The organism is Dictyobacter alpinus (assembly GCF_003967575.1).
GTDB lineage: Bacteria > Chloroflexota > Ktedonobacteria > Ktedonobacterales > Ktedonobacteraceae > Dictyobacter > Dictyobacter alpinus.
In genome coordinates, this window is the sequence record NZ_BIFT01000001.1 from 933,523 (window position 1) to 948,437 (window position 14,915).

Below are 14,915 nucleotides of genomic sequence, written 5' to 3' on the forward strand. Positions count from 1 at the left end.
TTGTGTGTATTACTGGCGACGTGTATGCATAAGATGGAACATCAACGCCTGCTTATAATCCAGTACCGTAACCATACCAGTCTTAATGACTTGATTGGCCAGGTTTAATAGGGTTGAGACGACCTGAAGTCGTGTCTCATCAAAGCGAGCTTGCTGGCGGAGCATCTCTAACAACTGCGTTGGGCTCTGACTATTTATTTCTAGTCCCGCGCTGATAGCTTCAACACGTAGCCAGATAACCAGCTGATGACGCATCTGCTCAAAAATGGCCACATCATCTTCACCTACCGACATCATGTCACGCGCTCCATTAGCAGTTGTGGTAGCCATGGAGTTGGATGAAGAGACGGGAGAGGTCGTGGCTGACAGATCACGACCTACATTGACGGCGGCTGCCTGTGACGCTTGCTTCGTAGCTACTGCTGCTGGTGAGGTATCTCCCAGTGGGGAGGTTGGTGGACGTGTTCCATTTGTACCATTCTGCCAGGCTGGCGAGGATGCAGGAGCAGCCTGCGCTGGTGCACCCGGAGCTACCGGTGGCGGCGCTAATGGCGTTGCCGTCGACTGAGAACTGCGATTGGTTGGAGTTGCCACCTTACCATCATAGGGCTGGGATAATGAATCTAATTTGCGTGGCGCGGCCTTTGGTTCTGCTTCGGCTGGCCGGCCAGTTCTGGCCGCTGGTGGTGATGCCACGGCGGCAGCAGTTGCCGCCGGGGCTGCGGTTTTTCTGCCGTCTGCAGCAGGCGCAACGGGCTGCGCTGGACGTGATGTGGCTGCCGGCGCTGCCGCTGCCGGTCTCTGTGTTGCTGGTATAGCCGTCTCTTTCTGATGCGGCGCACTGGTCGGAGCGGCGGTCGGAGTAACACGACGGATTGCCCCATTGGATCCATAGTGGTTAGCGGAACTAGCACCTGCTCCAACTGGTGTAGGTGCCTGCGACTGCTGAGCAGCGGGTGCGACAGGAGCAGACTTACCTTCACCCCGAATCTCTTGCAATTGCTGCTGTAAAGCCAACGTCGAAGACGCAATCTGTTCCCACGTTGGTTCTGCCCGGCCACTAATGCTTGAAGCGGACCAGGAAACTACTGGACGGGGAGTACCAAAAGGCAGGCTGCCCGCCGCAGGTTTCTGACCTGTTAAATGATTGCGCAGATTTTGTGCCACAGTCGATGCACATGCGCTGATCAATAAACGGATATCCGACATACGTCGACGGCCCTGATTGCCGAAAAAGTTACGGTTGCGCTGAACAAACTGGATAAACAGACGCTCTATCTGATGCTGAAAGTCAGGAGTTGTCAGGTCAATACGGCTCCAGGCAGTAAAATCGACAGAGCTGAGGTAGAGCCACACTTCCTGACGCTTGGCACGGTCAACCGGACGCATCTGCAGTGACTCGGTACGATGATCAAAAAAACGCGGATAGCAGAAATTTGCGATCAGCGTCTCAGCTAATTCAGCTTTTAAGCGCGCGATTTCCGCGGGCGGGAGTTGACCTAAATAAATGCCCATCCTACATCCTCTTTCATTCTACTGCGGGCATGCCATGGAGACCTGCTCATGCCACTAACCAACCATTAATCCACAATGGTTAGTGGCATTAACTGCAACGCCTTCGTACGTTGATTGACACTAACTGTACGTGGCGCATTCAAAACCTGCAACGGCAGCCGGGCTTGTACATCCATTATTGTACTCGATGATTGTGCTTGTGGCAAAAGTGCTATGGACATTTGTGCTAGTCCATTTGATATATCGCTCTTTTGCAGATTAAACGTGCGACTCTGCAAGCGCACGATAGAGCCAGGTTTCCACGTCTGTGTTGGGCACCAGGCAAGGTCTGATACATCTGTACTGACAAAATATTCGCGTCCATTGCTTCCTTGCAAGAAAATAAGCTCTTGTAGTGGCAGTTTGCCTGCCTGATTCACACGCCAGTAGGTGGTCAGCGTTCCATAGCCATTGGTTCGACTAAATGGACTACTCGCTCCTACTTGAAAGCCAGCAAGTTGTACATTGCCACCATCTTTTTGTTGAAACTGCACTTGCAGAGGATTTTGAACCTCCTGGGCAGAAACATAGATATTAGAACAGAAGCTCTCCGGCAAATCAAATAATAATGATGCGGGATCTTGCGACCGTCCCGTTCCGGGCAACCTATGTGGCGCGGGCAAGCCGCGTTTCAGCAAAAGATAGCCATCCTGTGCCGCCAGCACGCCATAGTTTCCAGCGGCCAGCACGCTTTTTACCTGGGTAATATACTGTTGTGATTCAAAATATGGATAGATATCGCCGGTTACATCTAACAAAACATAGTCAGCCAGTTTATCAGCATATCGCTCCCCTGTAAGCTTAGTGTCCACAGCATAAGGAAACATATAGATGTTCTTCCGATGACTCAGGTGTGGCACCAACTTCGTTTGTGCCGAGACGGAGGCATCCTCTGGAATCATATGTATAAACTTCTGCGCCAACTCATCATGCGCTGATGCCTGCGGCCATTGAAAACCAATAGAAACAGGAAGCTGACCATGAAAGTAATAATCTGTGCGCAGGGTACTCCCAATCACGCCCACCAGCAATAAGCTTATCAATATCAGCGGCAACACACCCTGATCTGACCACAAACGTCTTGGAAATGTCAGTGTAGGTGTAACTATGTGTCTGCGCCCCAATTCTGCCAGACAGACCCGCGTTAACCAGCGTACCACTACCAATGCCTCGATAGTTGAGAAAATAATGATCGGCACAAGATCGGCATTATAATGAAATAAACCACTATATTGCTGTGGATTTGAGCTTAACAGGTTAACAGCGAACGAAGGTACTGCCATAATCAGAATCCAGGGAGCCAGCATTGGCAGGTAGAAAATACCCCCCCCATGTGGCTTAGGAATATAACCAGCGGGTGCAAGTACCGCATGAATATAAGACAGATGCTTATACTCAAACACATAGGTATGCAGGAAATTTAGCGGATGGAACAAAGCATCCTTGAATAAGGAGCCCATCCCGGCATTCCCTCCATAACGGCCACTGAGCAATGGAACACCAGTTGGACTAAAGTGTGGCATAATCACCTTGGTGGCCAGGAACAGCCAGATGACTGCCAGCAGCGTTACGGATAAGCCACTCTTCCAGCGGCGTTGAAAAATAACAGACCACAGGCCGATAGTGGCCACAACCAGCGGAATATTCTCCTTACAAGCCATGGATAGGATCGCAAAGACAAAAAACCAGAGCGTCTGGCGTGTATACATAAAATACAATGTAAACAGCAGAAAAGCTATGGTTAAGGTAACAGCATGAAAATCAGATGTCGTGGCTTGCAGTTGAGCAGGATAGAGTAAATAAAGAAAAGCAAATGCTCCTCCAAGCCATTCATTGCGCAAACGTAAACGAGCTAACCAGAAGGCGGGATAGGCACCTGAAGCGACCACGATCGTTTGCAGGAAAAATAAGACTCTAGGATCGGACCAGAGAAGATATAGCCAGGAAATAGGAAATAAGATAGGCTCAAAGTGAATAGCAAAGCGTACATATCCATCTGGTGAGGCGCAATTGGTATCACCGATAATATTGCAAATACTATCATGCAAGATATTCCCATGGGAGGTATTCCAGATTGACTGATCCATAATACCGAAATCTTCAGCATTAGTCTGGAAAGCAACGTGTCGGGCACCCATGTATGAGATATAGAAGGTACAAAAACAGATAACTGCCAATGTGATCAAGCCCATCACGAACCAGAATACCCGTGTACGTGGTAGCGGCTGTGGCTCCGGATACAAACATAAGCGATCTCGAGCATAGACAAGCCGTTTACGCCAGATTTCCCTATTCACGCTCTACACCTCTTTCCCATCACTGTCAACACATCGACCCAAACGGAGGAGGTCCGGGAAATTGCTGCTCGTCTGAAATCGTCCACTGGACGAGCAGCACATTCAGCATAAAGGTAAGGCAAGGTAATCTGGCATACCGAGGCCGCCCATACCCCAACGGGTAGCCACTGCCGACATACCCGTTTCCTTGATCCCGGAAGGAACTCCCCTTGCATTAAACAAGTTCCTGCCTGATACTATACTCTTCACCGCGTTGAAATGCATAGTGACGAACCATCTCACTCTGCAAGCCTGCCAGGAAGAACTGCACACCAAAGATCATCAGCAAGATACCCACAAACAGCATTGGCTGCTGGTGAATCGGCTCATGGATCCAGAAGTAACTGCGCAGCACAATAAAGAGATCAACCAGAACACCTATAACAAAAAACCAGAAACCTAGCGGAGCAAACAACCGCAATGGTCGGCGCAGGAAGGTGGTCAGGAACAGAATATTCATCAGGTCGATCAGACCCTGGGCGAAGCGTTTAGCACCAAACTTGGAGACACCAAATTGGCGAGGATGGTGCGTCACTTTAATTTCCGCGATACGGAAGCCGCGAGACTTGGCGATGACAGGGATAAAGCGATGGAAGTCGCCATACAGCTTCAAGTATGGATCTTCAATCACCTCACGTCGGTACGCCTTAAAGCCGCAGTTAATGTCATGCAGATGAACACCTGTCAACTGGCTCACCAGCCCATTAAAGATACGTGAAGGGAACGTTTTGGAGATAGGATCTAGCCGAGGAAACTTCCAACCGGTAACCAGATCATACCCTTCATCCAATTTCTCCAGGTAGCGAGGAATCTCCTGTGGATCATCCTGCAGATCGCCATCCATCGTAAACACAACATCGCCACGTGCGCGCTCGAAGCCAGCTACCAGACCGGGAGTCTTACCAAAATTACTACGAAAACGCACAACATGCACAATCCCAGGATTCTCGGCATGAAGCGCTTTCAAGACCTCAAAAGTTTTATCCGTGCTACCATCATCTACAAAAATAATTTCATACACTTTACCAATTTTTTCAATTTGCGCCTGTATTCTCTCAAAAAGAATACGAATGCTCTCCTGCTCGTTCATCAAAGGAACGACAATCGTGATATCAATATGTTTCGATAACGACTCAGGAGCCGCCAGCTCAGACGCGTGTTCTTTTATTGCAATTTCAGATTGCTGCATAGCCTCAGATTCTCCACTCACAACCGAGATTCAACCCGCCCTATGGCTGGTATTCGGGGCTCATTATAACATACCCTTGATTACGAGCTATAGCACATGGTACCATTGCTCTTTCTGGTAATACAAACGGATAACTATTTAAGGCAGATACATTCGCCCGCTGAACCATTACTTAATTGTAAGTATCCATCACCACTCTATGCAGCAAAAAAGCTAAAGCTGAGCAAAAAGGTCAGGACGATCAGTTGTCAGTGAATCAACGCCAGCCTCAGCCAGCGCACGCAATTCATCAAGCTCATCGACGGTCCAGATGCCTAGCTTAAAACCATTGCGATGACTCAAGGAGAGTACTTCGGGAGTAAACAACTGACGATCCAGATGGATCCAGTTACAGCCAGCCAACGTTATCTGCTTAAATAATTGTACCAATTGAGGATCTTCATCAGCGGACCAAAGATTATGACTCACGATAGCGCCCGTTATCAGATCAGGTTCCAGGCGACGTAATTTCGCCAGCATCACCCAATCAAATGAAATCACAATCACCCGCTCCACCATTTTCGTCGCCCGTAGATCGCGCACAACAGCTTCAGCAATATTGTGATAGCGGCTATACGTGCCATCCCGCTCGCCAAACTTAATCTCAATACAGACCCGAGTACGATTGCGAGCCAGCGTCAACACCTCTCGCAGCGTCGGAATCTGCTCCCGCTGAGGCCAGCCACCGGAGAAATGGGCAGCCGCATTCAGGGACCGTAGATATTCAAAGTTCAGATCCAGTACATTACCCTCGCCATCGGTCAGACGCTCCATCGTAGCATCATGAAAGACCACCGCCTGGCCATCACTACTCAATTGAACATCCAGCTCAACCATATCCACCGGCATAGTCAAAGCATTGCGAAAAGCCGCCAACGTATTCTCCGGAGCAAGATGAGCCCCACCCCGATGAGCGATACGCAGCAACGAACGCTGAAATCCGGCCATAAATATCCACCTACCTTAAACTAAAGTATTTCACGTACAGGCAACGCAAAATATTATACAACAGAACAAAAAAGCCAGGCACAATGTCTTGCTATTTGTCAACCACCATGCTATAATATTGAGTACATCAAACGGATTCTGTGCCCCAAAAGCCAGTATTCATTTGAAAAACACTCAACTCAATCTGGGGATGTCGGGTTTCGACAGGTAGTCAGATTGAAGAATTGCAGGTCGAGGTGTCGGTACGCACTCTCGTTAAACAACCGACAAAACATTAGTTGCCAAACCAGCAACAAACAACTTCGCTCTCGCTGCCTAAGAAGTAGCGACACGACGTCTGCCCAACCTTCCCTCATGGGGTTGGGGTACAGGCGCCATAAACATGAGGTGCTATGACGACGACCGCCTACTAATCGTCATAAAAGACTAGCGGGCCAGCGCTCAAGTATCCTGTCGATAGGAGACCAGGGCGTATAAGAAAAATATCGACTAAGCCTGTAGTACATTCCTCGGTAGGGCTATTTGGACGGGGAGTTCAACTCTCCCCCATCTCCACCAACCACAGAGGCTAGAAGCAACGGTGTAAACCCGCTTCTAGCCTCTCTTTATACCCTCTCTCAATTATACACTCAGGTTACATAATTAACCTTTGACTACAATATTTGACTACAACGGCTCAGAATCAGTGTCAAAATGTCCTTTGATCCAAATCTTTCGCACGATGAGGCAAACTGTACAAAAAGCTCATATTTTTGGGAACTGATGCTCGTAGATATACACCAAACAGGACACTTTATAGTACAAAGGCATATTCAGCGACTGACCAATCTAAATGATAGTTACGCTTCCCAGCTGATAAGTGCTCCCCAGCTTTTTAGCTCTGTTATGTGTAAATCCTTTCATTCCATGGGCTGAAACATATACGCTAAAATGATGCGAGATCTTCGTTTCCCAAGTAACGGACATATTCAAGGATGACTAACATGGCGCATATGGAGGAAATTTCACCAATGCCACTTAATCACAAACCTGCACATCTCGTTGTACTCGCTTCAGGACAGTCAATTCCTTTGGATGCCCCGCCTATGACAGTAGGGCGACGAGATGATACCCAGATAGTTCCATACCCAGACATCAACTTTAATGATCGGAGCGTTGGCCGGAGGCACGCCATCATAGATAAGCAAGAAGGTTATACCATTGAGGACCTTAATACACCTAACGGAACCCGCTTAAATAGCGTCCTCCTCACGCCCAAACAAAAGTACCCCCTCCATGACGGTGATATTCTTAAGTTTGGGGCTGTACAAGTTCGCTTTGAACATGAGCTGTAAATCGGTTCATGTTCAAAGGCAGTTCTTGCTTGAATAGACCTTTTATACCCTAAAGTGTCCAATCATCCTTGCAAGCCATAAAGTGTCCGATGAGGGCAGGACCACTAGCAAACCACACATACTTACATCTAATTCTGTTGATCACGAGCCTCCAGCCAGACCAGAAGCTCTTCTTGATTAAATCTAATAGCACGACCAAAGCGCTGTACTGGTAAGCCTTTATTAATGATCAGGTCATAAATCTTATGTCGGCCCAGTTGTAACCTTTGTGTTACTTGCTTCATAGTGAGCAATAATGGTTGTTCGTCTATCTGTTGTAAATGTTGCATATTAGTTTTTGTTTTTTTAGAAAAACACACACAAGAAATATTCAAATTGGCCATACGAAAATCTCTCCTGCTGAACAAGATGTATAGGAGCTCAAGCGGCTTATGGAGACAGCTCCAGTGTTGATGAGACTTAAAATTTCCTGTCCACAAGGTTGTGAGTGTTCGAAGCAAGATTAAACCGATAAAGAGCTAAGACAAACAAAAAAAAGCACCTGGACTAGAAAGAGAAGAAAAAATGAACATTTAGAGACAATTAATACATGTATATTCGTGCATTATACGTCTAGGTGTTTTATCCCTTTTTCGATATGCTGCTCGATCTGGGCCTGTAAACCATCCAGATCTTCAAGTGCGCTACCCAAGGAGAGTGATTTACGATTGCTCCGGCCGAGTATAATTTTTCTTCTGTTGCCATCTGAGAAGTTGACAATATAGTTCACCTCATTCCACCATGTTACCTCAACTCCCCTAGGACGAATTACGAGCAGACCTTTGCTGCAGACTAAAACAGACATAGGAAGTCCACGTTTGTACATCCCTTTTAACGCAATAGCATATCCACTGCACATAAGACCGATAAGCCAGGGAAGAAAGATGCCCATTGGTGCATAGTAGTCAAAGCTTTCCCAGGGAGGGATAAACCACCGGTACAAAAAAATAAAGAGTCCGATAAAACCAACAGCAATACCCAGAATAGCTCCTACGATACTCGTAATGAGAATCCATTTATACATAGATAATGCTAGTGACCGCATCTTATAGAGGCGCAGAGGGGAACCAACTTGAGCGTCTTCTGCAAAACGGTACGCTTCTTCTGAAAGTTCGGAAATCTCAGTAGAGTGAGTACGTTGTTCCATCAGCAATTTTCTTTCCACCAAAATTTGAAGCCAAACATGCCCTTATAATCTCTTTTTGTGTTCTTGTATAGCTCTACTATATCATAACGAGAAATGATTAAGCACACGAAAAACTGAGATGTTAATATCCTTTTGTCTAAGAGCAAAACTGGGAGCAAAACTGGGAGCAAAACTGGGAGCAAAAACCCTCAACGACATTCATCAACGTTAGACAAAGTTAGACAAGAAAATTTCTGTAAGTGAGCTTTAGAAGCCCGTCGAGGCAACAGACAAGCCAAGTCGAAAAATGGACTTTGCAGACTTCGACTCTACCCATCTCCACCACACAGAGAGGCTAGAAGCGGCTTTACCTTATCGCTTCTAGCCTCTCTTATATACATGCTCAGGTCACATAACTAACCTTTGACTACAATATTTGACTACAACGACTCAAATTGATAGTGAAAGGGCTGACACGTAACATGACTATGACGCTCTTCTTCAATATTGGAAAAGCATACGATGTCTTTCATGTGTAACTTGTGTCCACGTGTTACTGATTGTGTGGGGTGCGTTTTTCTATTTATAAATTCAAGCGCCAAACGTCTTACATATAGGACATGATGACGAAAAATGAGGGGCTCACCGTCCTTCAGGGTGAAATGGGTTGCAAGGGCCAATCTATTCACCCTGGCGCCTCCTGATAGAGAGGCTGGCGAACAGTGAGCCTGTCTCTCAACGTAACGGCAGGGCTTGCCCCTGCTCCAGTTCACGTACGAGCAGGTACACGTACGAGGTTGGCGACGTTTCCTCAGGCGCGCCGCATCATGACCACGTGTTTCTGGCACGGTTCGTACGTGAACTGGAGCAGGGGCAAGCCCTGCCGTTACGCTGGGGAACGTGCTCGAGAGGCGTGAGCATATCCATGGCCATCACCTGCTTTCTTGAATGGATGGTCTCCCCCCAAAGGACGGAGAGCCAAATGAGGTAAATGAAATGATGCGGAAACTTAAACAAATACATCCCTGGGTGTTTGTTATTACCACATTCTTTTATTTTGCAGTAGTGCAGCTCTTTGTGACTATGTGGAGTAACCGAGGTATACTCGGTTATGTAAATGTTATCCTCTATTGTATTGTTAGCATCATTTCTATTTTGTTGTTACGCTGGACTCAGAGACAATCCGAATAAGCGGTATGCTACGCATTCTATGGCGAGGTGAGAGGATACACTGAAGAGTGTTTGAGTTGCCCTCTCTCCTCGCCATTCTAATCACTCAAGGACTGATTCCATAATTTCCAGGTGAATCCAGTGGGCTGCGTAAGAGCGAAAGGGAACCTGCTTCTTCATGCCAAATTTGTGGATCGCATATGTGAGCCCTTTATTGCCGGCTTCAAGAAGTTTTCCCAGGTCTTTTCCGGGCGCGAAGTACTCCTTTGCGACAGAGAGTACCAGGTGCTGGCTCGCCATGAATAGCCGAAAGTAGGCTATTTTGCCCTCCTCAACAACTTGATTATCCAGGCTTTGGTTGAAGTATTCAGCACGTTTCTTTTCCTTTTCACTGCTCGTTACCAGGTGAGCGAGTTGTAGTTCTTCCTCTGGGCTCAGTGCAGGATGTAGCTTAATGAGATGTTCCTGCAAGTTCAAAACACTCTCGTTCACAGTTTCATCGACAGGCTGCTTTTGTCCTGGACTTCGTTCGAGCCCTAATGATTGCAGCATCCCATAGGCTATTCCGTACTCGCTTTCTGTGCTCTGTAAAGCGTGTAGGATGTGTTGTGGGCTGATCGCCATCCCCCCGGCTTCCTGCCCCGCCTCTACAAGAACTTGTCGTGATTGTGGTGTGAGTTGGATGTTAGCTTCAGGGTCGCCTTGATCTCTTCCTATGAGGAAAATCAAGCCTGCTCGCGCATGCTCAAGTGTTGTTCCTTGCTCAACTAAAGGAGCTGCGGCACTCCCCTCGGCCAGGATGCCGAGCAAAAGGTGCTCGGTTCCGATATAGTAGTGCTTCAAAGCGAGTGCTTCTGCTTTTGCTAACGCAAGAACACGTTGACCCTGTTCTGTATAAGTGAGATCTTTTTCGTCCATCTGTGAAAGCTTCCTTTCCTTCGGTGCAAAGAGGGTCGCACGGCGTAAGGCACGTAACTGCACTACCCGCACATGACCAGCACTTAAGCCCAATTCTCGGCCAACCTCTGCCGCCGTATAGCCCTGTAGGTATCGTAAAAGCAGTACCTCGCGTTCACGGGCTGGCAACAAAGAAAGCAGGCGTTGCACACGTTCCTGAAGCTACTCATTCTCCAACCGTTCAAAAGGGGCTATGACACTGTCCTCTATAGTCTCAAGTGGGAGAAAGGTATGTTTCAGTTGCTCTTGCCAGTAATCAGCAAGCGTGGTGCGAGCGGTGGCATAAAGCCAGCTGCGCACTTGCCACATACCACGATCCTCAAGTAACCAGCGAAACGCCTTGAGAAAAACCATACTGGTCAGATCATCAGCGACATCAGTATTTCTAACCTTGTTGGAGATAAAGGAATGCACTTCAGTGTAGTGCTCACGGAAAATTTTTTCCATAAGAGTACGTCGCAGCCCATCCTTTTCCGAGAAGGACATTTCCATTGTTGCTTTGTATTCCCCTCTGTAATAACTCTTCACTATATAGAACAGCTCCGCGTTACAGGCCCTCTTTAAGGACAGCCTATGCAAGAGAGGTACAGTATATTTCTTGATGGCGTTAGATAAAGGCTAAATATCAATCAACAACACATCAATAGTCCGATAAAGCAGGAAAAGATTCCACATCTGTCCAGTGTTCTTTAAAAAAGATATAATATCAAAGTTAAGGTGTGCACTATCGATCAGCCATGCTAATATAGATCAACAGGCAAAATCTATTCTTAAGCAATTCTTTACAGGGGAAAATATTTTTCTGATGCTATAACACATCAAGAATTCCATGAAGTTCCTAATACTGCTAAAAGAGGATAAACTCATATGGCATCAAGCGAGAAGAAAATCACATGTACCGATGGCACCGAAAGCCAAGAAGCTGGAGAAACACTCATACAAAGTGAAAGTATATTAGAAGAAAAAGCTATCCTCGCAGCTATTGTTGACTCTGCAGATGATGCAATCATTAGTAAAACACTTGATAGCATTATCATAAGTTGGAATCATGCAGCCGAAGAAATGTTTGGCTATACAGCTGAAGAAGCTATTGGACAACCAATTACCATCATCGTTCCTCCAGAACTTCAATATGAAGAGCCAGAAATCATTCAGAAACTTCAAATGGGCATACGCATCCGCCATTATGAAACTATTCGCGTGCGCAAAAACGGAACCCGCCTTGATGTCTCCTTAAGTATATCTCCAGTCAAAAATAGTGAGGGCAAAATTATTGGGGGAGCGAAGATTGCTCGTGATATTAGTGAGCAAAAACTAGCCGAAAGACAAAAGGACGAATTTATCAGCATGGCCAGCCATGAACTGAAAACACCTATCACCAGTCTGAAGGGCTTTACGCAAGTGTTGTTGCGCCGTTTTAAACAGCAGAATAATGAGGATGCCATACGCCTTCTAGCACGTATGAATCGGCAAATAGATCGGATCATCAGACTCATCAACGAAATGCTAGATGTTTCTATTATCGAAACTGGACAGCTCGAATATCATAAAGAAGTATTCGCCCTGGATGCACTTGTGCAAGAAATTGTGGAGACGGTACAGGAGGCAACGCTAACCCACCAGATAATAATAGAGCATCAGGAAAGCGTACAGGTCTTTGGTGACAAGGATCGCTTCGGACAGGTCATCATAAATTTGCTGGCAAATGCCATCAAATATTCTCCACATGCAAACCAGATAACTGTACGCGTTGAAATCGATAGTGACGAAAAAAATGCCATTGTCCGTGTGCATGATTTCGGATTAGGGATCGCAAAGGTTCACCAGCAGAAAATTTTTCAACGCTTCTATCGCGTTGGTGAGCAAAAAAACCAGACATTGACAGGGCTAGGTATTGGACTCTATATCTGCGAAGAAATAGTCAAACGTCATGATGGCAACATTACTGTAGAAAGTGAAGAAGAAAAAGGATCTACATTCTCCGTAATGCTGCCTATTGCGCGGGAACTGGAAAAGAAGACAATGTAACTATTGTCCCCCGGTCTCCTCTACTGAGCGATCCATACCTTTACGTCGCTATTCGCGGAACCACCATCGCTCATATTGTCGCCTGTGGCAATGTATTTGCCATCCGGAGACCAGGCCATCGAACGGATGTAGTTTGTGTTTCCGGTATAGGTATAGAGGAGTGCATCTTTGTGCGCATCGAGCAACTTCACACCACCACCAGCAGCGGCAACAACCTTTCCATCTGGAGACCAGGCTACTGCAGAAATGCCCTGGCTCACATGTGTGCTATATGACAGCGCATGAGTTCCATCAGGTGCGTCAAAGATCTCAATTGATCCACTACTATAACCTGCTAGTAATCGCTCGTCTCCTTTGGTGGGTGACCAGGCGAGTGAGGCGGCAGCACGTGGTCCTGGAGCATTGCGTGTATAAATGTTTGTTCCGGTTGTCGCATCCCATACACGTACCGTGCCATCGTAGGACGATGAAGCAATGTACTTACCGTCAGGTGACCAGACAACATGAGCTACCTGATCGGTATGCCCTTTCAATGTCGTTGTCTTCTGGGTTGCCAGATCCCAGATTGCCATACTATCTGCCCCATTGGGAACCGGACTGGTAGCTACAAGTTGTTTTCCATCGGGTGACCAGTCAAAGTCGTTGATCATTACGCCACCACTCATCTGCTGATAACTGCCAAGATATGAATTCATACTCATCGTTGGCAGAAGTCCATTTGAGGCGAGAGGTGGAAATCCTGGATAGGTCAGGGTCTGGACAATCGCCTTTGTGATGGGGTCCCAGATCTGTATCTGTCCATTTTTTGAAGATGCAATATACTTACCGTCAGGCGACCATTTTACCGCCAGGATACTCGCTCCACCAGTACTACTATTAAATGGCTGAAAGGAGACAACATTATTACCGGTGGTGGCATCCCACACATCAACATCCAGACTGGCGCTGGCGATACGCTTACTATCTAGCGACCAGGCTAGATCATACATACCAGATACCTGTCCATGCTTGTTACCACTCCAGGTATAGACGTTTTTCCCTACATTGCCACTCAATTTCACGGGTGAGTTGGTTGTCGTGGGTTTGAAGCCAGGTGTTGGGGTTACCGCTGGACTTGGAGTTCCCCCTCCCGTACCAGCACCTGCCTGTGTGTTTCCTTGCTGTACGGTCACCTTTGTATTTACTTGACGTACGTTATGGAGCAATAACACCATACTACCTACGACCATTATCGCGACGCATGCCGCGGCAATCAATACCAGGCGGCTCTGCAGTGTATGCTTCTTCTCTGGCAGGCCGTTCTTCTGCTTGTCTCTTTGAAGCATTGTGACCTTCCTCTTATTCTGAGGCAGAACATGCCCCGACTTCCTTGCCTGATTCACTGCGGCAACCTCTGTGATGCGCTTCCAGGCATACTGGAGTGATTGCTCATCTTCATCACTTGTCGCTCGCGGTGCGCCCTGGCTATACATCAGCTGTAAATCTACTATCAGCCTGTCATCAGCACTAGCTTCTGGACCTATCAACTGCAAAGGCTCGTTGGTTGTGAAGATCATATGTTGCTCAATCTTTTCATCCACGTCCTCAGGTGTGAATTCGTTGTTGTGATCTGTCATCGTTCCTATACCTTAGTGCCTTTCGTAGATAGAGCGTAAGAGATTGAGTGTGCGAGAAAGGATCATGCGTACGTTTCCTTCTCGTTTTCCTATCATTCTGGCGATATCCGCGCAACGTAAGCCATTCACAAAGCGCAAATGTAACACCTTCTGCTGGATTTCTGGCAGTCCTTGTACATGCATCTGTAAATTTGTGTGTTCCTCGCTACGTTCTGCCAGCCATTCGGGCGCCAATTCGTCGTCATCAAGAAGGCTATCAGTGATTTCCTCTAAGGTCACTGTGTGCCGTTTATGGGCCACCAGACGATAGTAGTCAGCAACCTTGTTGTGCGCGACACGCCAAAGCCACTGCCGCTGCTGTACAGGCTCAAGTGTGCTGAATGTCTGATTCTCCATAGCCGCAACAAAGATATCCACCAGAATGTCTTCCGCATCTTCCCGTAAAGGCAAATGTAAACGTAAATATGTAATGAGTTTGGGTGCGTGCTGCTGATAGACGACAGCTATTGTCGAATCTACATTCTCATCCAGGTATAACTTTTGCCGCATATCTGATTCCTGCATTTTTTCATCAATGTT

Annotated in this window: 12 protein-coding genes and 1 other RNA gene; 3 read left to right on the forward strand and 10 right to left on the reverse strand. The window is 47.0% G+C overall.

Going from position 1 to position 14,915, the window contains the following annotated elements:
- Positions 1 to 9 precede the first annotated feature (9 nt).
- From EL633_RS03685 to EL633_RS03700, 4 genes are all read right to left on the reverse strand, one after another.
- Positions 10 to 1,515 (reverse strand): hypothetical protein, encoded by a 1,506-nt coding sequence (locus EL633_RS03685; RefSeq protein WP_126625898.1) that lies wholly within the window; start codon positions 1,513 to 1,515, stop codon positions 10 to 12.
- A 65-nt stretch (positions 1,516 to 1,580) separates the two neighbouring features.
- Positions 1,581 to 3,851: a DUF2079 domain-containing protein gene (locus EL633_RS03690; RefSeq protein WP_126625899.1), complete on the reverse strand. Its 2,271-nt coding sequence runs from the start codon at positions 3,849 to 3,851 to the stop codon at positions 1,581 to 1,583.
- Between the two features lie 214 nt (positions 3,852 to 4,065).
- A complete protein-coding gene (locus EL633_RS03695) occupies positions 4,066 to 5,079 on the reverse strand; it encodes a glycosyltransferase family 2 protein (protein WP_126625900.1) in 1,014 nt (337 codons plus the stop codon).
- 213 nt (positions 5,080 to 5,292) lie between these two features.
- Positions 5,293 to 6,066, reverse strand: coding sequence for a glycerophosphodiester phosphodiesterase (locus EL633_RS03700; RefSeq protein WP_126625901.1), 774 nt, complete (start codon positions 6,064 to 6,066; stop codon positions 5,293 to 5,295).
- Positions 6,067 to 6,252: 186 nt separating this feature from the next.
- Between EL633_RS03700 and ssrA the strand changes: the two genes are divergently transcribed.
- Together ssrA and EL633_RS03710 are read left to right on the forward strand one after the other, a co-directional pair.
- Positions 6,253 to 6,624, forward strand: a transfer-messenger RNA (tmRNA) gene (ssrA, locus tag EL633_RS03705).
- A 452-nt stretch (positions 6,625 to 7,076) separates the two neighbouring features.
- The gene (locus EL633_RS03710) at positions 7,077 to 7,400 is read left to right on the forward strand and encodes an FHA domain-containing protein (RefSeq protein WP_161981918.1); all 324 of its coding nucleotides are present in this window, start codon (positions 7,077 to 7,079) and stop codon (positions 7,398 to 7,400) included.
- Between the two features lie 128 nt (positions 7,401 to 7,528).
- Here the strand turns inward: EL633_RS03710 and EL633_RS03715 are convergent, their stop codons facing one another.
- The 4 genes from EL633_RS03715 to EL633_RS03730 form a co-directional block, all read right to left on the reverse strand.
- The gene (locus EL633_RS03715) at positions 7,529 to 7,729 is read right to left on the reverse strand and encodes a helix-turn-helix domain-containing protein (RefSeq protein WP_161981919.1); all 201 of its coding nucleotides are present in this window, start codon (positions 7,727 to 7,729) and stop codon (positions 7,529 to 7,531) included.
- A gap of 275 nt (positions 7,730 to 8,004) precedes the next feature.
- Positions 8,005 to 8,586 carry a hypothetical protein gene (locus tag EL633_RS03720; RefSeq protein ID WP_126625904.1) on the reverse strand — a complete coding sequence of 194 codons (582 nt, stop codon included), beginning with the start codon at positions 8,584 to 8,586 and terminating at the stop codon, positions 8,005 to 8,007.
- Positions 8,587 to 9,837: 1,251 nt separating this feature from the next.
- Complete coding sequence (locus tag EL633_RS03725) at positions 9,838 to 10,842, reverse strand: Clp protease N-terminal domain-containing protein (protein ID WP_126625905.1); 1,005 nt, start codon at positions 10,840 to 10,842, stop codon at positions 9,838 to 9,840.
- Between the two features lie 12 nt (positions 10,843 to 10,854).
- Positions 10,855 to 11,178: a sigma factor gene (locus EL633_RS03730; RefSeq protein ID WP_161981920.1), complete on the reverse strand. Its 324-nt coding sequence runs from the start codon at positions 11,176 to 11,178 to the stop codon at positions 10,855 to 10,857.
- A gap of 381 nt (positions 11,179 to 11,559) precedes the next feature.
- On the opposite strand from EL633_RS03730, the gene EL633_RS03735 reads away from it, so the two are divergent.
- Positions 11,560 to 12,720 (forward strand): sensor histidine kinase, encoded by a 1,161-nt coding sequence (locus EL633_RS03735; protein ID WP_126625907.1) that lies wholly within the window; start codon positions 11,560 to 11,562, stop codon positions 12,718 to 12,720.
- 20 nt (positions 12,721 to 12,740) lie between these two features.
- Here EL633_RS03735 and EL633_RS03740 read toward each other — a convergent pair whose 3' ends face one another.
- Positions 12,741 to 14,336 (reverse strand): WD40 repeat domain-containing protein, encoded by a 1,596-nt coding sequence (locus EL633_RS03740; RefSeq protein WP_126625908.1) that lies wholly within the window; start codon positions 14,334 to 14,336, stop codon positions 12,741 to 12,743.
- 12 nt (positions 14,337 to 14,348) lie between these two features.
- The gene (locus EL633_RS03745) at positions 14,349 to 14,885 is read right to left on the reverse strand and encodes an RNA polymerase sigma factor (protein ID WP_126625909.1); all 537 of its coding nucleotides are present in this window, start codon (positions 14,883 to 14,885) and stop codon (positions 14,349 to 14,351) included.
- Positions 14,886 to 14,915 lie beyond the last annotated feature (30 nt).